The 24,088-nt window shown below is 34.8% G+C and carries 10 protein-coding genes; all 10 read right to left on the bottom strand.

Annotated features, from left to right (window positions below; translation table 11 throughout):
• Positions 1–7: 7 nt before the first annotated feature.
• The 10 genes from B0A68_RS21245 to B0A68_RS21200 all read right to left on the bottom strand — a co-directional run bounded on the left by B0A68_RS21245 (position 8) and on the right by B0A68_RS21200 (position 24,049).
• On the bottom strand, positions 8–3,190 hold the full coding sequence (locus tag B0A68_RS21245) for a SusC/RagA family TonB-linked outer membrane protein (RefSeq protein ID WP_035689973.1): 3,183 nt from the start codon (positions 3,188–3,190) through the stop codon (positions 8–10).
• Between the two features lie 923 nt (positions 3,191–4,113).
• Complete coding sequence (locus B0A68_RS21240) at positions 4,114–6,585, bottom strand: glycoside hydrolase family 95 protein (protein WP_035689971.1); 2,472 nt, start codon at positions 6,583–6,585, stop codon at positions 4,114–4,116.
• A gap of 43 nt (positions 6,586–6,628) precedes the next feature.
• The gene (locus B0A68_RS21235) at positions 6,629–8,614 is read right to left on the bottom strand and encodes an alpha-L-arabinofuranosidase C-terminal domain-containing protein (protein WP_035689970.1); all 1,986 of its coding nucleotides are present in this window, start codon (positions 8,612–8,614) and stop codon (positions 6,629–6,631) included.
• An 18-nt stretch (positions 8,615–8,632) separates the two neighbouring features.
• Positions 8,633–10,072 (bottom strand): glycoside hydrolase family 28 protein, encoded by a 1,440-nt coding sequence (locus B0A68_RS21230; protein WP_035689969.1) that lies wholly within the window; start codon positions 10,070–10,072, stop codon positions 8,633–8,635.
• 136 nt (positions 10,073–10,208) lie between these two features.
• Positions 10,209–11,846 (bottom strand): sodium/sugar symporter, encoded by a 1,638-nt coding sequence (locus tag B0A68_RS21225; protein WP_035689968.1) that lies wholly within the window; start codon positions 11,844–11,846, stop codon positions 10,209–10,211.
• 242 nt (positions 11,847–12,088) lie between these two features.
• Entirely contained in the window at positions 12,089–13,231 is a 1,143-nt protein-coding gene (locus B0A68_RS21220) for an acyltransferase family protein (RefSeq protein ID WP_035689967.1), read from the bottom strand.
• Between the two features lie 56 nt (positions 13,232–13,287).
• The gene (locus tag B0A68_RS21215; RefSeq protein ID WP_035689966.1) at positions 13,288–16,428 is read right to left on the bottom strand and encodes a glycoside hydrolase family 2 TIM barrel-domain containing protein; all 3,141 of its coding nucleotides are present in this window, start codon (positions 16,426–16,428) and stop codon (positions 13,288–13,290) included.
• A 184-nt stretch (positions 16,429–16,612) separates the two neighbouring features.
• Complete coding sequence (locus tag B0A68_RS21210) at positions 16,613–17,488, bottom strand: inositol oxygenase family protein (protein ID WP_035689964.1); 876 nt, start codon at positions 17,486–17,488, stop codon at positions 16,613–16,615.
• Positions 17,489–18,129: 641 nt separating this feature from the next.
• Positions 18,130–22,167 (bottom strand): hybrid sensor histidine kinase/response regulator transcription factor, encoded by a 4,038-nt coding sequence (locus tag B0A68_RS21205; RefSeq protein WP_035689963.1) that lies wholly within the window; start codon positions 22,165–22,167, stop codon positions 18,130–18,132.
• Positions 22,168–22,213: 46 nt separating this feature from the next.
• Positions 22,214–24,049: a metallophosphoesterase family protein gene (locus B0A68_RS21200; RefSeq protein WP_035689961.1), complete on the bottom strand. Its 1,836-nt coding sequence runs from the start codon at positions 24,047–24,049 to the stop codon at positions 22,214–22,216.
• Positions 24,050–24,088: the final 39 nt, after the last annotated feature.

Below are 24,088 nucleotides of genomic sequence, written 5' to 3'. Positions count from 1 at the left end.
CTGTGTTTTAAAATTTAAGATTAACATTAAGACTGAAATTTCTGGTAGTTGGCAGAGATAAACTCTCCAATCCTTGTGCATTTCCGGTATTGAAAGCTGTTTCAGGATCAATATTTGGTGCATCTTTATAGATAAAGAAAAGATTGCGGCCTACAGCAGTAATACTAGCTCCCTGCAATCCAAGTTTTTTAGCAAATGACTTATTAAAATTATATGCCAGTTTTATTTCTCTTAGTTTTACAAAAGTTGAACTATAAATAAAAGCTTCGCTGATATTGTAAGACGCTTTATGATATTCCTGCGCAGTAATTATCTGATTATTAGGAGTTCCATCTGCAAATACTCCATCAAAAATAACTCCGTTATCATATACTGTTGTTCCATTTGGAGCAGCTCCTGTAAGTAAGGTTTTTGTAGTTCCCACATTATAGTAACTTAATCCGCCATTTGCTGCATCACGACCTGCAAGAGTTTCTGCCAGTACACCAGTGTAAGTACCGGTTCTGTTTGTTCCGGAAAAAATTTCTCCACCTACGCTTGCATCAACAAGAAATGATAATTCAATATTTTTATAAGTCAACGTATTTGTAATTCCACCAATAAAGTCCGGAGTATAATGTCCTAAAACTTTCTTTTGCGAATCTGCTCTTGGAAGTCCTTTGCTGTCTACAACAATATTTCCATTTGCATCACGAAGATAAGCTGTACCATAAAGTGCGCCGTAAGGTTGTCCTACAGATGCCAGTACATCAACACCTCCTGTAGAACCAATAGTGTAGTTTTGAATCTGTTTATCATAATCCAGAACCTCTACTTTGCTTGTATTCTTAGAATAATTTACACCCACATTCCATTTAAACTTTTCAGTTTGAATAGGGCTTCCATCCAATTGAATTTCTATACCATTATTATTTATTTTACCTGCATTAATTAATTGCGAATTATAACCGCTCGAAGCAGTAGTTTTTATTTCCAGAATCTGGTCAAAACTATTGGTGTTATAATAAGCAAAATCAAAATGTAATCTGTTTTTCCAGAAAGAAGCTTCCAAACCTAATTCGGTAGAACGAGTAGTTTCCGGTTTCAAGTTTTCATTGAGTTTCTTTTGAGAAGAGGTTTGAATCGGATTTCCGTCAAATGCAGTTTGAAAATTATAAACCGTAGACAATTGATACGGATCTGCATCGTTACCAACTTCAGACCATCCCGCACGTAACTTTAACAAATCTAATGTATTACCTTTTAAATTTAACGCTTCTGATAAGACTAAACTACCATTAACAGAAGGATAAAAATAAGATCTGTTGCTGCTTGGTAAAGTCGACGACCAGTCATTACGAGCCGTAAGATTTAAGTAAGCGTAATTTCTATACCCCAGTTGTGCTGATGCATATGCACTATAAACTCTCAATCTCGATAATGAGTTAGATGACGTTAACGGATCTCTTGAATTGGTCAACGTATATAAATCCGGAACTGCCAGACGTGGTGCTTTTTGATAATTGTTGGCATCGCTGTGGTTACGAATATTGAATCCGCCAAGAGCATCCAGACTAAAATCATCACTTAGTTTTTTAGTGTAGGTAAAAATACCTTCTGTATTTCTTTCGCTTACTGTATAAGCATCTTCAGCATACGACCCGAAAGGAGTTCCGTTTGTACCGTATTTAATTGTATATTTTCTACGATCGTTATAATAATCGACTCCTGTACGGAATTTAAAATTAAGTCCCTCAGCAAGCTTTGCATCCAAATGGATATCACCAATTATACGGTTACGCTGCTGACTTGTAGTATTATAATAAGCGTTCCAATACGGATTGCTGTAATAACTGTTGTTCCAGTTAACATTTCTGTTATTTCTAAGCTGATCGATATCTACCTGACGTCCGAACCAAATAAATTGAAGCATTACACCCGCAGCACGTCCGCCCGATGGACCACCCGGCAGCGCTGGAGCATCTGTAACAATGTAGTTTGCAGTTACACCAACTTTTACATTTTTAGATATTTGATAATTAGTGTTGACCGTAAAGTTTGTTTTGTTTATTTCACTATTAGGTACTACTCCAGTCTGTTTTTGATTATTTACTCCTAAACGAAAATCTGCTTTGTCACTCGATTGAGCCACAGAAATACTATTATCAAGCGTAATCCCTGTATTAAAATAATCTTTTACATTATTAGGATGCGCCACAAAAGGAACTGCCTGACCGTTTGAATAAAATTGCGGAATAAGACGCCCGTCCAATTTAGGTCCCCAGCTTTCATCAACTCCATCATTAATTCCCCCTCCTTTACCGTCTACATAGCTAAACAATCCGTTTGAACCTTGTCCGTATCCATTTTGAAATTTAGGTAAAGTAGCCACTTGAGAGATTGTTACACCTGTATTAAAGGTTACACCCAGTCCATTATTTCCTTTTCCTGATTTTGTAGTAATCAAAACAACACCATGTGCCGCACGAGAACCATAAAGAGCTGCAGCATTAGGCCCTTTTAATACTGTTAATGTTTCAATATCCTGAGGATTCAAATCGGCAACAGCATTTCTAAAGTCTCTAGAAGCACTAGCACCGCCAACAGTATTCAACTGAGAATTATCAACAGGGATTCCATCTACCACAAATAAGGGCTGGTTGTTTCCAGATATAGAAGTTTCTCCACGAATAATAATACGTGAAGATCCCATATCTCCCTGCGAATTGGTGATGCGTACTCCTGCCAGTTTACCAGAAAGACTATTTAGAAAATTGGTTTCTTTTGTATCTGCTATTTCTTTGTTCTTAAGTGACTGTGTAGTATATCCTAAAGATTTTTTCTCTTTTGAAATACCCAGCGCAGTAACTACAACTTCTGACAGCGCATTCGGTTCCTGAGTAAGATTAATGACAACCGAATTTTCACTAACTACAGTTTCTACTTTTTTATATCCCAGAAAACTTACTATCAGCGTATAAGGAAGTTTTTGTCCTGTTTGGAAATAAAACTTTCCATCAAAATCTGTTAAAACTCCATGTGTAGTTCCTTTAATATTTACTGAAGCCCCAATAACAGGCTCTTTTGTAGCAGCATCTAGTACGATTCCTTCAAGTTTTGACTGGATTAAAGGTTTCGTTTCTTGAGCTTTAACCCCTATGGAAATCAACAAAATACATAACCATGTATATATATTTAATTTTTTTTTCATTACTTTGTTTTAGTTTAATAAATAAGGTGAGCCTCAAATGGATAACCATTCTCGCTTTCCTTATAGAGATGTACAATTTCTTTAAGCTTCGCCATTTCTGCTGGAACAGGAATGGTTTTTTTTTATCTGCAACACATTCGTTTCTTCATTTATACTTATTTTGAATTATTATTATTTGAATTGATTCTATAAGATTTCGACCCTAAAATTAAGGAGCGGTCTTATTAAAAAATTTGTGTGAATTAGGGTGAAGGATTTTAACAGCGATAACTAGTAAGCTCTCAATTACTTAATGGTTTCGGCATGTTTAAAAATGAAATCTCTTTGAGTCTTTAATCCTTATTTAATAACTATTTTTATATTCTACTAATTTGATAGAACAAAGGTAAATTAAAAAATTCAAAACCAAAATTTTAACTGTATTTTTTGAAAAAAAAATGTTAATTAAATGTATTACAAAAATTCAAAATACTGTAATACAAATACTTAAAGTCAATACAAAATTTTAAACCGTGTAAGAATTTTTCTAAATGGACAGCATTAATTAGAGCTTTAAATGTTTTTTAAAGCCGAATACATTAAAAAAGATAGCACTGGAACGTTGCGTTTAAAGACTGTTCAAAATAAAAATCAATAAAAAAAGAGCTAAAATGTTTTTACAAACATTCTAACTCTTTGAATATTATATTACGGCTCGAACATACTTTTTATGTTCCAACCTGCCTGTTAAGTGTAATTATTTTAACACATAGAAGCATAGATTTTGCATACTTATAAAAGGCGTTTTACTTGTATTAACAAACATAGCTATGTGCGAAAATCAAGATTTTTTAAAATTATCTTTTCTAAATACTAAAAAATCTATGCTTCTATGTGTTAAATTATCTTTTTACTAATTACGCACAACGGGTTTATCTTTAAATCTAATTTATCGGTTTTAGTATATAAGATTCTTCTTTTTTAGTTTCGAAAACAACGGTATAACCTATTGCCGATTTTTTGCTTTTTAAATTCAGTTTCTCAATTATAAAAGGCTCAGCCGATCTCACCGTACAAGTTCCGCCGTTTTTAGATAGAATTTTTGAATGAATCATTTTGCCTCCGTTCCAGTTTATATCTACAATAAAATTTCCTTTAGCCGTAATACCTTTAATTTCGCCCTCTGACCAAGAATCTGGCAGAGCAGGAAGCAGCTGGATTTCTTTATTCTGACTTTGCATCAGCATCTCGATTACTCCGGCGGTTCCTGCAAAATTGCCGTCAATTTGAAAAGGCGGATGAGCATCAAACAGATTAGGATAACAACCGCCATGTCCGCTATATTCAGAATCATTGTCTTTGGTAAGTCTAAGCTGATTTTTAAAGAGCTTGTAAGCGTGATTTCCGTCCAAAAGTCGAGCCCACATATTTACTTTCCAGGCAAGACTCCATCCCGTACCGTCGTCACCACGTAGTTCTAAGGTGCGTTTTGCAGCCGCGGCGAGTTCTGGTGTTTTAAGAGGCGATATTAAATCTGCCGGATGCAGTGCGTAAAGATGAGAGGTATGTCTGTGATGCGGATCTTCTTCTTCAAAATCCTTATACCATTCTAAAAGCTGTCCTTTACTTCCTATTTTAAAAGGAAATAATTTTGACGAAGCTTTATCGAGAGTTTGTCTGAATTCAGAATCAATGTCAAGAACTTTAGATGCTTCTCTGGTATTTTCAAATAAATCTTTGATAATAGCAATATCCATGGTAGAAGCTGTGGTTACTGTTCCCTGCTTTTTTCCATCATAATAATATTTATTTTCCGGCGAAGTAGAAGGCATCGTTACCAAATAACCATTCTGATCTTCCTGAAGCCAGTCTAAACTAAATTGTGCAGCACCTTTTATAATTGGATAGACTTTTTTAAGATATGCTTTGTCTCCCGTATATTGATAATGTTCCCATAAATGCCTGCTCAGCCAGTTGGCTCCCATATACCAGTTGGCCCACATAGGATCTCCTTTTCCAAAATCACCTACAGGGTTTGTGGCCGCCCAAATGTCTGAATTATGGTGCAGCACCCATCCGCTCGCGTGATAAAAACTTTTGGCCGTTTCTGCTCCTGTTACCGAAACATTTTTAATGAATTCGTCAAGCGGAAAAAACAATTCAGATAAACTTCCCGATTCTACAGGCCAGTAATTCATCTGCAAATTGATGTTGGTCGTGTAATTACTGCTCCATGGCGCACGAAGTTTATTATTCCAAATTCCCTGCAGGTTCGCAGGAACGTTATGCGTACGGGATGAAGAAATTAGTAAATAACGACCATATTGAAAGAACAGCGCTTCAAGGCCGGAATCTTTCTCTCCTTTAGCATATTGCATCAGCCTTTCGTCAGTCGCCAGATTGGATTTATTGGTTTCTTTTTCATTCAATTTTAAAGAAACCCTGTTGAAGAAATGCTGAAAATCTGCAACATGTTCTTTTAATAAATTATCATATTTTTTACCCGTTGCTTTTTTAATTGGAATTTCTGCAAATTTATGTTCGTCTTTTCCTTCACTGTCCGGGCATTTATCAAAACCATTGAAACTCGTTGCTGCCGAAACGAAAAGTATAATCTCACTTGCATTTTTAATCACTAATTTATTTCCCTCGTAACTTACCGCACCATCTTTTACAATCGGTTTAATAATTAATTCAAAACGCATGCCTCTGCATCCAGTTGTATCGGTGTAAATAACAGGTTCTTTATTGTAATCAATATAATTAGGATCTGAGTGTGAAGGCGCTTTTCCTTTTAAAACCAAAGACTGATTTTGTATTATTTTTTCGTTTTTTAAGAGACTCCCTGCATCAATTGTAACAGAAAGTTTTTTCAATTGATCAGCCGAAAGTTTAATTATAATACACTGCGCCGGCGCCGAAGCAAATAGTTCTCTTTTGTATTGTACACCGTCAATTTTAAAATTAGTTACCGCCAGTCCTGTTTGTATATCAAGGCTTCGGTTGTACAAATCTGGTTTATGTCCGCCAAAATCCTGTGTCAGAATAAGATCTCCCAATGGCATAAAACTTTCACTGTAAGCCCCCTGCATGTTTTTAGTCAGGTCATACGCTTTTTGATAATTTTCCTTCTTAAGTTCATCTCTGATCAGAGCAAGGTTTTTAAAAGCATTTGGATTTACATTTTTCTGCACCGGTCCACCGCTCCACAAAGTAGCTTCGTTCAGCTGAATTAATTCGGTATCCACACGTCCAAAAATCATTGCGCCAAGAGTTCCGTTTCCAATTGGGAGCGCTTCCGTCCATTCTACTGCCGGCTGGTTATATTGAAGTTTTAAATCCTGCTGTGCATGGATATAGGATCCCATCAGCATACAAAACAAGAAAAGATATTTTTTTAGAAAACTGTACAACATGTATTTTTATTTTAGTTGGAAGATCATCAGAATGAATTCTTTTTTAAATCATTTTAAGTTTTAAAACCGTTACCGAATAAGCAGGAAGAGTCAATTCTTGTTTCCCTTTCGTTATTTTATATTCGCTTTGTTTTGGACTTATTTTTTTAGGATCTGCAAAAGTATTCTCATCTTGTACATTGGAACTGGCAAGATTTATAATCGTTCCTTTTGAACCTAATTTTGCTCCTTTTAGATCGAGGTTAACATCTTGAGGCGTTGTCGCTGTATTGACCAATTTTATAATTATTTCCTTGCTGTCTGCATCTTTTACCGCCGATGCATACAAATTATTTTGTCCCGTTAAAGGTTTTCCTTCTTTGGTAATACTCAATAAATCTGTTCCTTTATTGGTTGAAAATAATTGCTGTACATAATAATTTGCCGAACCATAAGATTCCAAATTATTAAACCAAATCATATCTGGTGTCCACTGCCAGGCATCTTCATGAGCCATTAAAGGAGCATAAGAAGTAAGATGAACCACTGCCGCATTTCTTTCCAAACCTGTCATAAAAGCAGCTTCAGAAAAAGCGCATTCCCAATTGTTTCTATTGTTAGGATTTGCTCCCGAAACACTTTGAGCCGCATATTCTCCTGCAAATATTTTTGGTCCTTTTCTGTCGTAATTATCATAGCGTCCTGCATTTTCTCTAAACCATTGCGGACTTTTGTAATAATGCTCGTCTACCAATTCTGCATTCAGTTTTTTAAGTTCTTCCATAGCATAATCAAAATGCTCACCGTCTGGCGAAGGACCGCTTCCTGATACAATAATGATATTTGGATATTTTGCTTTTATTGCCTTCTCAAAAACTTTGTATCTGTCGATATAATCTGGTCCCCACTGCTCATTTCCAACTCCAATATATTTTAGATTAAAAGGTTTCGGATGTCCCATATCAGAGCGCATTTTTCCCCAAGTTGTGGTAACAGCACCATTGGCAAATTCAATCAAATCCAAAGCATCCTGAACATATGGATCAAGTTCATCTATCGGAGCTAATTCTCCTGTATTATATTGACAAGCCATTCCGCAGCTTAAGATTGGCAGCGGTTCTGCTCCAATATCTTCTGAAAGCTGAAAATATTCAAAATATCCTAATCCAAAACTTTGAAAATAATCTGGAGTTAATTTGTGGTTGAATTCTACATTCCAGCGATTCATCATCGTTTTTCTCTCTTCAACATTTCCTACCGATTTTTTCCACTGATAACGGTCAGACAATGTTCTTCCTTCTACAATACAACCTCCGGGAAAACGCAAAAAACCAGGTTTCATATCATACAAAAGCTGTACAAGATCTTTGCGAAGACCATTTTTTCTGTTTTTCCAAGTATCTTCGGGAAACAGCGAAATCATATCTAAATCGATCGTTCCAGTTCCTTCAAAGGTTAATTTTAACTTTGCTTTTGCTTCGGTCTGATTTGCTGTAATTTGTGCCGTATAATTTGTCCATTGATCAGATTTTGGAACAATACTGGTTTCTCCAATCACTTTCTGATCTTTATCAATAAACTGAATAATGATTTTTTTGATGCCGCCATTCTGATTGGCCGCTTTTAAAGAAAGATTGTATTTTGAATCTTTCTTTACTCCCATTCCCCTAAATCCTTCATTAATTAAGGAATATCCTTTGGCATTGTTTACCTCTACCCGGCAAAAATTAGAATTGGTTTTATTTTCTGAGAGTTTAATTGGCGTCGCACTCCCCGATTCTTTGTTTAAAGAGGATCTTTTTGTATTAGGCTGTTCCCATCCCATCAAGGGTTTATCAAATTCAAAAGATCTGTTTTTAATCATTTCGGCATACAAACCGCCGTCTGCAGCAAAATTGATATCTTCAAAAAACAAACCGAACATAGTGGGCTGAATTTTAGTAATCGTGTTCGCTGCATCAACTTCTAAAGTTGTTTTTTGAGCATTTGCATAAACACCGCTCAATAACAAGCTGCAAATGGTAAATTTGGTAAGGATATTATTTTTCATAGTTTTAGAATGAACTTCTTATTTTTTGACTGCCTCTAATTTAGCAGGAAAAGCCGATTGTCCGTCTAAATTAGTAATAATCAATGAATCTACATTTTTACTTTCAACTGCATATTTAAAATAGTCCGGTTTATTTTTTCCCCATTGTACGGTGCAATTCTGAACTTTTATACGTTCTGCCGAATCAAAATAAAATCCAGAAGTGCTTCCTTTTACAAAACCTTCCAGATTAGAAGGACGTCTGTCATATACTCCCCCGGGATGCGCTGTTATTTTATCAATAAAAACACTCACATTATCAAACACAATATTATTAATTTTATCTTTTGATTCGCCGCTTACGTACACACCATTTTCGCTTGTACATTGAATATTAGAAAAATAGATGTTTTTTATTTCACCAACTTTCCCCTCTGTTGCACCTTTTGGAAAACGCCAGTTGGCATCTTTATGATTCCCTTTTGCTCTGCTGTAAGCCGTCACATAAATAGGTTCTGCTTTTCCCCACCAAGTGTCTGTAGTTAATTTACTTTCGATAATAATATTAGAAAAAATAACGTCGCTTACAGTTCCTTCATCTCTATTTTGGATTCCTAACGCCCGGTTGCTGTTTTTAATAATGCAGTTATTGAACACGACTTGTCTGATCGCATCCATGTTTTCTGAACCAATTTTAATCGCACAGCTGCTGCTGGTCATGGTACAATTGGTAACCGTAATGTTTTCGCACGCACCAAATTCTTCAAATTCCCTTCTGTTTTTAAGACAGATACAATCATCACCGCTCTCAATATAACAATCGCTGATTCTCACATTTTTAGAATGATCCAAATCGATTCCGTCGCTGTTGCGGACTTTTAAACTATTCAATAAAGTAATCCCGCTGATTACAACATCATTACAGCCCACTAAATGAATGGTCCAATACGCAGAATTTCCGATATGAACATCTTTAATTCTGATGTTTTTTCCTCCAATGATAGTGAGAACGTGAGGTCGCGGATCCAGAATATTAAAAGGTTTTAAAACGTATGAATCCTCTAATTCTTCGCCCATAAAAGAAATTCCGTTTCCGTCTATTTTTCCGCTTCCGCTAATGGTAAAATCCTCTACATTTTCGCCTCCAATCCATATTGTACCTTCGCCTGGATTGGTTCTAAAAGCGCTTTTAGTATATAATTTTTCATCCGGACTTGCCAGTAATTTAGCTCCCGCTTCTATATGAAGTTCTACTTTTGATTTTACATCAAATGGGCCTGCCAAAAACGTAAACGACGCTGGAATTAAAACTCTTCCGCCTGTTTTACTACAAGCATCAATTGCTTTCTGAATGGCCGCTGCATCATTTGTTTTTCCATCTCCTTTTGCTCCGTATTTTTTAATGTCGTAAACATTTTGTGCCGAAACAGTTAAGGACAAACAAAAAATCAGGATCGCGATTATAGATTTCTTTTTCATTTCATTTTATTTATTAAAAACCTTGTTTAAGATGACCTGCACAAAGTTTTTGGTTTATTTTTTAATCTCGCAAAGTCGCTTTTCTATTAAGTCTATCTTATAAAACTTTGCGCCTTTGCGAGCAATTTTGGTAAGCTTACCAAAAAACGGTATACAAAGCCACTAATACTCCGCTGATAATAAAGGAACCAACAATAAACTCTGAAGACACTTTAAACATCGAATTATCTACTTCTATTTTATGCGTTTCAAATTCCAGTTCTGATGCAGGTTTTGCAAGACTGATAACCACCATAATAAATACAATTATAAAGAAAACAATACTCATTCGGTCTAAGAAAGGATAATCAGGAAAAGCGCCATTGGTCCACATAGGAAGGAATTTTAATACTGCCGCAATTGGTACAGTCAATAATGCGCCGGCTAATCCTGCGGAAGGAGTTGTTTTTTTCCAGAACATTCCCAATAAAAAAATGGCCAAAACGCCCGGCGAAAAGAATCCCACATATTCCTGTATAAACTGATACGCCTGATCTAATGTTTTTAATGCCGGAGCAACAATTGCCGCAATGATCATGCAGACTACAACACACCATCTTCCGGTGCGAACCAGTTTTTTTTCTGTTGCTTCTGTATTAAAATATTTTTTATAAATGTCTAAAGAAAAAATAGTCGAAATACTATTTGCTTTTCCAGCCAAAGAAGCAACAATTGCTGCGGTTAAAGCCGCCAAAGCAACACCTTTTAGTCCGGCCGGCAATAGATTCATTAAAGTTGGATAGGCATGATCTGGTTTTAAAACTCCTGTAGCATCTACCATTTCCTGCTGAAACATTCCGTTTTGGTGCATTACAAACATCGCGATACCCGGCAGAACGGCAATAATTGGAACTAATAATTTTAGAAAAGCGGCAAATAAAATACCTTTGCGAGCTGTTTTTAAATCTGCTCCCAAAGCTCGCTGAACAATATATTGATTACAACCCCAATACGCGAGATTATTGATGAGCATGCCGCCAACTAAAACAGACATTCCCGGTAATTCGCTGTAATGCGGATTTGATTTTTCTAATATCATATGCAGATGTCCGGGTGCCTCGTCGGCAATAACGGCAAGTCCTTTTAGAATATCTTTTCCAAATCCGAACTGCTCAGAAAGTAAAGTCAAAGCCAGATAAGTTGTTACCAATCCGCCAAGAATTAAAACAATAACCTGAAACATATCGGTATATCCTATTACCTTCATTCCGCCCAAAGTAACAATAACAGAGAACAAACTCAAGCCGATAACACAAAACTGAAAGCTGACAGGAGCAATAGAAGAAATAGCCAAAGCACCTAAATAAATGATAGAAGTAAGATTGACAAATACATAGATTAACAGCCAGATAATGGCCATGATTGTACTTACTGTTCCGCTGTATCTTTTGGCTAGAAATTGCGGCATTGTAAAAATCTTGTTTTTAAGATAAATAGGCAGTATAAACATAGCCACGATGATTAACGTAGCAGCAGACATCCATTCGTAAGAAGCAATCGCAAGTCCGATAGCAAAACCCGAACCGCTCATACCGATAAAATGTTCTGCCGAAATATTTGAGGCAATCAATGATGCTCCAATTGCCCACCAGGTAAGAGAACCTTCTGCCAGAAAATATTCGTTAGAACTGGTTGCTGCGGTTTTCTTGCTTCTGTAAATGTACATTCCGTAGGATGTAACAATTACAAAATAAATAAAGAAAACAATGTAATCTGCGGGTTGTAATACATTCATAATGTTGTGGTTATTGTGTGGTTAGATAGTAAAATGTATTTTCAGGATTGAGTTAATAGTTGTTTTAACACATAGATTCATAGATTTTGTAAACTTGCAAAAGACGTTTCACTTATTTAAACAAACATAGCTATGTGTAGAAACTTGTTTCTTCTGAGTTCTTATTTTTAACATCTAAAATCTATGAATCTATGTGTTAAAATAATTATTGATTATCTATTATTCTATTTTATACTCTCTTTTTAAATTTTCAAAAACCATCTCTTCTTATAGAGAAAATAAAGTAAAAGAAGCTGTATGAAGGTTACAGATAAAGCAGCAAAAAAAGGCTGCCAAACAATTGGCGTATATTGTATTAGTCCGCCAAAAACATAATCTGCTGTGTGTTTAAAATCGACTAAACCTTCGGCTGCGATGTAAATTAAAATGGAATTTGATCCGATTAATATTAAAGGAAATACCCATTTATGAAAACCAAACAGATCTATGATCACATAAAAAAAGATAAAGAACAAAATACTGAAACCACCCACAAAACATACAAAAGAACTCGTCCATAAATGTTTGTTGATTGGAAAATCAAAATCCCACAGCATTCCGGTTAGAATAAGAATAATGGCTGTAAAAGTCATTAAAAGCAGTTTTACGTTTGTCGAAAAATAGTCTTTGGCTCTTAAAAATGTTCCTAAAAAAACACCCAGTAAAGCTGTTGAAACAGCTGGTATTGTCGATAATAAACCTTCTGGATCATATACCTTGCTATGCAGTCTGCCCGGCAAAAACATTCGGTCAATATAACCTTCGAGCGAACCTTCTTTGGTTAAAACTCCAGCTCCAAAATTAGGAACGGGAATCCATTTCATTGCTGCATAATATCCAATCAAAATACCTGCAAACCAAATAAGCTGCTTTTTGAGATCAAAATTCAAATAGATAATTCCGGCAAAAAACCAAGCCAGTCCTATTCTTCCCAATACACTTGCTAAACGGGTATTTTCTAAACCGTCAAATCGTAATAATCCATTTACTACAAATCCTAAGACTATCAAAATGCAAGTTCGTCTGAGCATTGACAGGTATATTTTCTGCTTTTCGGCAGCTGGGAGTTCTCTTGGCGTTTTTACATTTGCTGCCTGCAATTTCTTTTCAAAAGAATACGGCATTGACACGCCTGCAACAAACAAAAACACGGGAAAAATCATATCATAAAATGTAATTCCATTCCATTCTGCATGATGCAATTGCGATGACATCCAGATAAAAATAGGAAATGGAGCTGCTTTAGCAAGAGCATGAACAATATGTTCTCCGCTCATAATCCAAAACATAACAAATCCGCGCAGGGCATCTAAAGAAACTAATCTTCCTTTTGTAGTGTTACTCATTTTTTACGTATTCAGTGGTCAGTTGATAGTGTTGTGTTTCAGTATTCAGGGTCAGTTTAAAAAACTGGTTTTATCACAAATCCGTAATTGTATTCGCTTTGCGTCAATACAAACTGTTCGTGCGGAGGCAGTCCCCAGCTGTTATCACCGCCCAATCCGCGCTGGGTTAAATCAACACAAACAACAACTTCGTTTCTTGGAGTTATATCGCTGGAGTGAATATTCTTTTTAGATATTCCACCGTCAAAATCACTTGGATAATTATTCAAAGTACTGATTCCTAATGGCTGGAGTCCTTTTACTTCAAGTCCTTTTCCGTTATTGTTTGAAAGTTTAAACCAACGTACATCGGTTTTATATCCATTTTCCTGCGGACGCGTATAAGGCACATATTGATCTGCTACTTTACTTTGATAAATTCCTTTGAACGAAGATGTTTTTCTGTCTGGATAATTTTCTAAAGGTCCTCTTCCGTAATAATCTAAATTCTCAAGAGTATTTTTCAAAGTAAAAATCATTCCGAAACGAGGCATTTCTGGTAACGGATTATTTCCTTTTTTATAGGATGCCTGCACTTCTAATGCTCCATCATTAGTAAGCGAATATTTGATGGTATAATCAGAAGAAACATCATTCAGTTTTAATTTCGCAATCACATATTTTTTACCATTTTCCTCAGTCTGCTGAATGTTTTCTAAGGTTGTATTTTTACCTGCTGTTCTCCAGACATTTGTTCTAATCTGCATTTTATTTCCTATGTCATTATCCGTCGGAGCTCTCCAGAAATTGGGTTCCGGATATTGTTTAAAGTATTCCTCGCCTTTTAAACTGTAATGTGAAATTAATCCAGTCGATTTGCTAATCTTAACTATAACATTCTCGGTACTCAAAACAAATTGATCTTTTTCATCCTGAACTTTAGAAAAGTTTTCCTGTCCTGACTTTGCAAAATAGCCGGAGTCTTCGATGACAAATTGTTCTTTGGCAATTTCAAAATTTTGAGGCAGTAATTCTGAACCTGTTTTAGTGTAAGCAAAAACATTCAACAAATATTCTGTTCCTTCTTTTGATTCTAATTTTGGTAAATCAAGCTTAAACTGTTTTTTAGTTTTTGGATCTAAAGCCACATTGATTGTTCCTTCTTTGATTACTTTTCCATTTTCTAAAACCTCATATCTAAAGTTGTATTTATTGAGATTTGTAAAGCCAAAATCATTATTAATTTCAATTACTCCATTTTTAATATCAACGGCATTAAACAAAATATCCTGATATACTTTTTTTACTTCAAAAGCTCCGGGATGCGGAGTTCTGTCTGCGTAAACCAATCCGTTATGGCAAAAATTTTCATCGTTTAAGTAGTTTTGGCTTCCCATATCGCCGCCGTAAGCCCAATATTTACGACCGGCTTCATCTGTTCTTTCAAATCCCTGATCTACCCAATCCCAAATAAAACCGCCCTGCATATTTTTGCTTCCGCGAATGATATCCCAATATTCCTGAAAATTACCGCTGCTGTTTCCCATCGCATGCGAATACTCACACATGATGTAAGGGCGTGTAACTTCTTTTCGAGCCGCATATTCTTTCATGTATTCTATTGTAGGATACATTGGGCACACGATATCTGTATTTTCATTTTCCTTTGCCTGTTCAAACTGAACCAATCTACCATTATCTCTTTTTTTGATCCATTTGTAGGCTTCGTGAAATACAGGTCCGTTGGCACTTTCATTTCCTAACGACCAAATAATTACCGATGGCATATTTTTATCTCTTTCTACCAAACTGTAAATTCGATCTAAATGCGCTTCTCTCCATTCTGGAAGATGACCCGGATTAGTTTTTGGATTCATCCAAATTAGAGGCTGTCCCTCTACTCCCATTCCATGGCTTTCGATATTGGCCTCATCCACCAAAAACAATCCGTATTTATTGCATAGTTTCACCCATAAAATATTGTTCGGATAATGACTGCAGCGCACTGAATTTATATTCAGCTGTTTCATCATCTTAATGTCTTTCATCATCGTAGCTTCGTCCTGATAATGACCCGTTTGCGGATTATGTTCATGAATATTGACACCGTGAACCATTAATCGGACTCCGTTTACTAATAATTGTGCACCTTTTAATTCTACTTTTCTGAATCCGATTTGAGTTGAAACAGTTTCTATTATATTATTTTTTGCATCTTTTAAAGTCAGCAGAAGCGTATATAAATTTGGCGTTTCGCTGCTCCATAATTTCGGATTGGAAACATTTTGAGCAAAATTGATTGTCTGAATTTTAGAGGCTTCAAAATTGACATTCAATTCTTTTGTAAATACATTTTTCCCTGAAGCATCTACCAATTTGGCAACCACTTTTTGATTGTTAACAGCAGTCGAAGTCAGGTTTTTTAAACTTACTTCGACATTCAAACTTCCGTTTTTGTAATTCGCATCTAAATCTGGTTTGGCGAAAAAATCTGAAATACGAACTTTATCAGTACTATATAAATACACATTTCTGTCAATTCCAGAAAGTCTCCACATATCCTGATCTTCGAGATAGGAACCATCGCTCCATCTGTACACTTCTACAGCCAGATCATTTTTGCCAGGTTTTAAATATTTAGAAATATCAAATTCCGCCGGACTTTTAGTATTTTCTGTGTAACCAACTTTTTCTCCGTTTACCCAAATATACATAGCTGAAGTTCCTGCTTCAAAATGAAGAAATACGTGACGGTTTTTCCAGTTTTCAGGCAGTACAAAATCTTTTTTATAAGAACCAACAGGATTATCCCAATGATTAATAAAAGGAGGATTTTTTTCGAAAGGATAGGTTATATTGGTATAAATTGGAACGCCGTAACCGTTTAACTCCCAATTAGAAGGTACTTGAAGTTCTTTCCAATGTAAAGTACTGAAATCTGTTTTATAAAAATCTTTCGGACGCTGGTCTGGTGTCGGCGACCATGAAAACTTCCATTTACCGTTTAAAGAAAAATACCAGGGCGAGTTCTCATATTTATCGCTTATTGCTGAAGTTTCATCTGCATAAGGCAGAAAAGCAGCGCGGGCTGGTTCTCTGTTAATTTGAAATACTTCAGGATTTTCCCAATCGTTACGCTCTTTTTCCTGAGCAGAAACAGCAGTTCCGCAAAGCAGCAGCAGGCTTAATAAAAGTATTTTGGTTTTGATTTTCTGCATTCTTTTGGTTTTAGATAGCTGGCAATTATTTTTCTAACACATCGAAACTTAGTTTTTCTTGGCCTCAAAAATTATTTTACTTGGTACAAAAACACATAGCTATGTGTTAGAAATTAGTTTCTTTTAAAAAATATTTTTTATGCTTAAAAGAAAGTCTATGTTTCTATGTGTTTACAGAGCCTTTTTAGAACTTCAACTTCTCAGGTAAATATTTAGAAACTAATTCTTTATAATATGGAAGTAATGCTTTTACATCTGGCTTAACGGGAGCTTTAGTATATAAATCGTACGGATTAAATTTTCTTACCCAGTCAAACATTTCTACATCTTTTTCATTCATTAAATGAGCATAAGCATTTTCTTTATGCTGTGAATAAAAGGAATGGTAACGAATCATGTACAGAGCCGGATCCGGAAGATAATCTTTCATGATCTGATACAAGTATTCGTCGTGTCCCCAGCTCATTTTTACTTTATCCAGTCCGCAGTTTTGGGTGTAAACGCCCAGTTTGGTATTGAATCTTTCGTCTGTATAATCAGGGTTTTCTTTGAAGAATTCAGGATATACAATTTTATCTGAATAAGCACAGCCTACAGGAAAAGTATCTCCTACAACAGCCCATTGAGGTTCTCCAAACAAACATAAAATTTTGCCCAAATCATGAATAAATCCCGTAAGTACAAACCAGTCCGGATGACCGTCTGCTCTAATGGCTTCTGAGGTCTGCAAAAGGTGCTGTGTCTGATCTAAATCAATATCCGGATCACTGTCGTCTACAAGCGTATTTAAAAAATCTACTGCTTCCCAAATTGACATTTCTTTTTTATTGAACTGCAAAAATTCTGCTTCTTTATTGCATACAAAATCATAGGTTTGATAGGTATGGTTTATTCTATAAAACTCCTTAACGGTTTCTACTCTTTCTGAATCGACATAATTTCTAAATTCCTCCTTTTGTTTTTCCGCCGCATGCTCAGGATCTGGATATCGCTGCAACAAATCATCTTCCCATTCATCTAAATTTTTCAACGGATTGTCGGTGTCTATATTCTTTTTCATGGTCTAAAAGTTATAAGTTATAAGACAAAAATAGAATTACATATGTTTTTCAAAATGGATTAATACATCAAAAACATGGATGATTTTTATTTTTGTAAGGTTTTTATATGTTTTTTATTGATTTATTTAATTTTAACTGTTTTACATAATTTCACATTGGGGAATATATCGCGTTCCCGTGGTTGAAACCACGGGCTGTATTTATCAAAATAATTTGTGCAAATTTTTGCCCGAACATATCATTTCAACATAGCCCACGGTTTCAACCGTGGGAAACGTTATTAGAAAAAATTAGATTACAGATATAGATTGTAGATATAAATTGCGTTCCCGTGGTTGAAACCACGGGCTATATTTATCAAAATAATTTGTGTAAATTCGTGCAATTAGTGGCTAAATAAAAAATCCTTTTAATCTGTGTAATCTATAGCTTTATATTTTTTGATACAGATTAAAAATAATTATTATGATTTTATTGCGTGCCCGAACATATCATTTCAACATAGCCCACGGTTTCAACCGTGGGAACATCACGAGAAAAATTAGATTACGGATATAAATTGTGTTCCCGTGGTTAAAACCACGGGCTATATTTATCAAAATAATTTGTGCAAATTCTTGCAATTAGTGGCTAAAAAAAACTAATTGATCAGTTTACTTGGCGGAAAACCAAACTGTTTTTTAAAACATCGGCTGAAATATAAGGGATCGTTAAAGCCTACTAAGTTTGTAACCTCAGAAACATTATATTTTTTTGTTTTGAGTAATTCTGCCGATTTTTTTAATCGAATTGTTCTAATAAATTCATTTGGAGCGAGATCAGTCAATTCTTTAATTTTTCGGTACAATTTAGAAGAACTCACGCCTAGTTTATCGCACAGAAAATCAGTAGATAAATCGACTTCGCTTAAATTGTCATTTATCAAAGTGGTGATTTTATCCATAAATTCCTCATCAATTGGAGAATGGGTAAGCAGACTTATTTTACTTTCTACTTCGCCCGAAAATTTCACTTTTAATTCTAATCTCGATTTGATGATGTTCTCAATTACTGTTTTCAATAAAAGAGGTTCAAAAGGTTTGACCAAATAACCGTCTGCTCCCATATCATATCCTTTTACTTTATCCGTATTTTCAGCTAAAGCAGTCAGTAATACAACCGGAATATGACTGATGAATTCGTCATTTTTTAATTCACGGCAAAATTCAAGACCATCCATAACAGGCATCATAACATCGGTAACACACAATATCGGCTTAATCTGACGGCAGATTCTAAGTCCTTCTTCCCCATTTTCGGCATCGTAAACCTTATAATAATCAGACAAATAATCTACCAGATATTTTCTTAGTTCGCTATTATCTTCTATAACCAATATTTTCTCTTTGAGATCTGTATTCTGAATGATTTTCTTGGCTGCTTTTTCTGGAATAAGCATGCTTAAATTGTCATTTTTGAGAGCATATTCAAAGACTTCTTTGTGCTCATAAGAATTACGATCAATTGGAATTTCGACTCTAAAAATACTTCCTTTTCCAGGCGTACTTTCAACTAAAATAATTCCTTTATGCAGAGAAACTAATGATTTTACCAATGATAAACCAATACCAGATCCTGTATTGTTTGCTTTACTGTTTGTGGCCTGATAAAACCGTTTGAAGATCTTTTCCTGGCTTTTCAAGGGAATTCCAATTCCGTCATCGCTTACTTCAATAACCAAAATATCTTCAACAGTATCTTTCAGCCTGATATACAAGTCTACATTTCCGTTTTTGTTTGTAAATTTTAAAGCATTAGATAATAAATTATAAAGAATCTTATCATACTTATCATTATCAATCCATCCATTAATTGCATCATCTTCTGTAATAAAATTGAGCTTAATCTTTTTGTTATAAGCCATTTCCTTAAAAGAATCAAAAATATTTTTTGAATACGTCAGAATATCGGTTTTAGTAACTTTAAGTTTTAATTCTCCCGACTGCGCTTTTCTAAAATCCAATACCTGATTCACCAGATTCAGCAGTCTGCTGGCATTTTGGTAAATAAGATTGTATCTGCTTTTTTCGTAATCTGTTGCATTACTGTTTTCATCCAATAATTGTTTTGCCGGACCTAAAATAAGAGTCAGCGGTGTACGCAGTTCATGCGAAATATTAGTAAAAAAACGTAATTTTTCATTGTTCAATTTCACATCATGTTCCCTGTTTACTTTCTCTGTAAGCAGTTCTTGTTTTAAACGGATACGGTTTTTAATTTCTCTTCTTATAAAATAAAAAATGCAAAACAATAATGCAAAAAACAGTAAAAAAGAAATGGGTGTGAGCCAGAAAGGCGGCAGGATTTTTATTTTATAAGAAACCGTTTTACTCCAATATCCATCGCTGTTGCTTGACTTAATTTTGAATACATAATTTCCGGGATAAAGATTGGTATATTGAACCGTTCTTGATGTACTGTTGGCTGTAATCCAATGTTTATCAAAACCTTCAAGCATGTATTGAAACTTATTGAGCTTTTCGTTTGCAAAGGACGGCGTCGAAAACTGAATTGAGAAATTACGGTTTTTATGAGTAAGTTCTATTTCTCTGCCGTAATTCAGATCTTTTGAGAGCGGAATTTCTCCATTAATCTCCATTTCTGGAAATACTTCTTCATTCTGAATTTTAAATTCTGAAATAACAGGTATTGGAGACCTTTTATTTCTTTTCATGGTGTGCGGCGAAAAAGAAATAATTCCGTTTTTGCCTCCAAGATAAATATTCGAATTATTAAAATTAAAGAAACCGCTGGAACTAAAAACATCCAGCCTGTTACCGCTGTTTACATGATATATACTAACATCGCTCAAATTAGATTTTACCCAGGCAATATTATTATTGTTAATATTAAGCCATAAATCGCCATTTACATCCGACAGAATATCTGTAATCCATTTTCCCGAAAGTTCCTTAAGATTTGTAACAGGCTCAAATTTGTTTTTCTTTTCATTAAACAAACATAAACCAAGTCTTGTAGATGCCCATATTTTTCCTTTTTTGTCTACCAGCACATCACTTACATTCTCATCATGAGGAACACCATTTTCTTTTCTGGAAAGTGACGAATAGGTTTCTATTTTTCCTGTTTTAATATTGTATTTTAGAACACCTGTTTCTGTAGCAAACCAAACATTATTTTTTGCATCACGTTCTATTGCATTGATCTGGAAACCAGGCAGTAATTTTCCTTTAGAAGTCTCTACTTCCAGCGTTTTGGTATTTAATATTACGGCTCCTTCTCCAAAAGAGCCTACAATAATTTCATCGTCTCCAATTTTACTAAAAGCAAATACAGGTGATTTTTCAAATCCTGCTTTAATTTCTTTTGATGAATTTGATCTGTAATTGTAAACTAAAATATTTCCATTCCAGAGTCCGCAATAAAAGATATTTCCGTCGTAAGAATAAATGCTGGCAATATCTTTTCCATTATTATGCAGCGGAACAGAGCCTTTTGCAGTAGAAATAAAGAGTCCGTTGTGGTAAGTAGCCACAATTACTTTTTCATCATAAGTTTTAGCAAAACCTCTGATAAGAGGCGCCTGATTGCCTATAGATCGCGATATGTCTTTGTTGAGCGTAAATTGATTTTCGTAAGGATCATATTTATCCAATCCATCTTCTGTCCCAATCCATAATACTCCTGACGCATCAAAATAAAGCGCTGATATTAAATTATCTACAAGAGAAGTATCATCAGACAATATCGAATAATACCATTTGTAATTTCCTTTCTGAATATCTTCTAACTGCGTACAAACCAACAGTCCGCCTAGAGTTCCTACCCAGTATTTTCCGTCTGGAGCACGTGCAACTGATAAGAAATAAGGTCCCAAAGCACCTCTAACTTGTTTGTTTTCAATATATAAATTTACAAATTGATCGTTTATTTTATCTAATTTGTACAAACCTTCACGGGTTCCTATAAAAATATCAGCTTTTGCATCTTCATAAATGAAATTAATATAAGGATTCTTTATGTTTGAATTGGGTACAGAAAGCGTGTAATTATTGATTTTTACGATAGATCCTTTGGTGTCTAAAGTTATTTTTGCGACAGATCCTTTTTCATAACTTCCAACCCAGATATCTCCTTTTTTGTCTTCAAAAATTTCTTTTACGTAATCAAAACCTTTAATTGGAATTTTTTCGAATCTTTTTTCATTCAAAAAGAACATATATATTCCCTGAGTTTTAGTTCCCACCCACACTCTTTTGAAACGATCAACATGAACAGATCTGATTTCATCTTCGGGCAGACTGTTTGGATCGTTTTTCTGTTTTAAAAAAGTAGTAAAAACATGAGTATCCATTTTAAAGAGTGTCAGCCCTTTTCTGGTTCCAATCCACAAATGATTGGATGCTTCGTCTAATTCTAAAGCCGTTATATCATCGTTATATAACTTGTTATTGCCAGCAGCAGAACTCATATAATTTTTGAACTGATAGCCGTCAAAACGGTTTAAACCGGAAAAAGTGCCAAACCACAAAAAACCTTTTTTATCCTGAACAATATGCCTTACCGAATTGTGAGACAACCCATTATTATCATTATAATGCGCAAATTTTATATTCTGTGAATACGAATTGAAAATAAAGGCGCAGAATAATAATAGTATGAGTGGATTTTGCTTCATGGAAATAAATTATAAATGCAATTTAATGTTTTTGATTTAATAAATATCAAAAATTTTTAACAGATAAATTATTAATACTGTTATTTTTTAAATCAATTTTAAAATGATCTGAGGGCGCGCCATTCATGGTTTTCATAAATATCTCTGCCCATAAAATCATTTTTTTATCCGTAGATTTCTTTAACTCACTGCATACCAAATTATATGCCTTTAATCTCTTGCTTCCTATTTCAGGATTGGCCAATTCATCGGCATTTTTTAATCTGTAAAAATCAAAAATCATATCAAAACCGTTCCATGATTCAAAATTCTGAATCGTTAATGAATTCGATTTCATAAGTGTCTCAACTTCTGAATTGTTTTTATTGATATACGCTAAATCCTTACCGGAAAGTTTTAGAATTGACGTTAAAAATGCAGCGGGAAAATCTTCAGGCAAAAACCGAAGACGCACTAATTCTTTCAGATGCCATTCTGTAAATTCCTTATAATCTTTGGTTTTGAGAATTTCTTTATTCCAAATATTAAGATCTTTTATATTTTGCAAATGCGCATATTCCTGTTCATAAAAAGGAAATAAGCTGTTGAATTTTGGAACGGAATCTACCACAATGGTTTCTACTTCAAAATCTGAATCAGAATGAATCGTGAGTATTTTATAAGCCGGCATATAAGCGGCCAGAGAAGGCGTTTGAATATTGAATAAAGTATTGCCTTTTGCCGTAGTTCGCACGCCCGTATCGTTGATGTGCATGTGTCCGCCAAAATGAATTTGAATTCCTGCATCTGCAAAGGTCTGGGCTATTTCTTCGTTTGGAACTCTTGATAACTGCATTTTATCGGCACCAAAAAGCAGTTTTAATTCGGGCGAAGCATCATTATTAAAATCAACCATCGGATAATGGCTGAAAGCAATCAAAATTTTTCCTTTTTTTCTGGCTTCCGCCGAAATCTTTTTGACCCAATTGATTAAATGATTTTTATAAAGAAACACATTATTATAACCGATACTCGCACCCGAAAAATCATTCGGATTATTCGGTAATCCAGATAAGTTTTTATTCGGAACATAAGCGTTGGCATCGATCGCCAAAAGCCAGATTCCTTTTATGGGTTCTACCAAATAACTTGCATCCGGAAGTGCTAAATTGGTATTTGGAATTGTATAAATTCTTTTGTTTAAAACTGATGCTTCAACCGCTTTTTCAAAAATATAATCATTATAATCATAATTTGAAAAAGGCGTTTCCCAATACAAATAATCCTTTTTCGGAAAAAAACCAAAACCAGACATTTCCTGCATGGTTTCTTTGTAACCCCAATTTTTTATATCAGAAGTAATGATAGGCTCTAATTGATTTTCACTTTTCTTCAAGTTAGTTTTAGAACTGCTGATAATCTGCTCTTTGCCGTCTTTCCCTAAAAAATCAATTTTAGAAGCTTCTTGTGCAAAAGGTTTTACGGCATCGTGATTTCCGGTGGTTACAAAAAACGACATTCCCTTTTCCTTAGCATATTGATCCAGTATTTTTCGCAATCCTCTTACATGAACGGGCTGTCCATCATCGCTAAAATCGCCTGGAAGCACAACTTGCGTGATTCCTCTTTTGGAAATATCATTTAAAGCTTCTAAAAAAGCAAAATAATTTTCATTAAAAATTCGGGTAGAATGCAATTGCGAATTCATTGTTCTAATATTCGTAAATTCTCCCGTTTCCGGATTTTGAACACCTTTATAAGTATTGTCTTCAAATTTTGGAAAAATATCCTGCAGATGAACATCGGCAATAAAAGCTATTTTTACTTCTTTTTTAACAACCTGTTTTGTTTTGCAACCGTACAAAGAAAGTAAGAGCACTATTATAAATGATATTCTAAACATCTAACTTTTATTTTATTTAAATTCTCTTTTTATTTTGAG

The sequence above is a fragment of the Flavobacterium reichenbachii genome (assembly GCF_002217435.1).
In the GTDB taxonomy this organism is placed as follows: Bacteria; Bacteroidota; Bacteroidia; order Flavobacteriales; family Flavobacteriaceae; genus Flavobacterium; species Flavobacterium reichenbachii.
The sequence above is the reverse complement of the archived record's forward strand: the minus strand, read 5'-3'. Positions and strand labels throughout refer to the sequence as shown.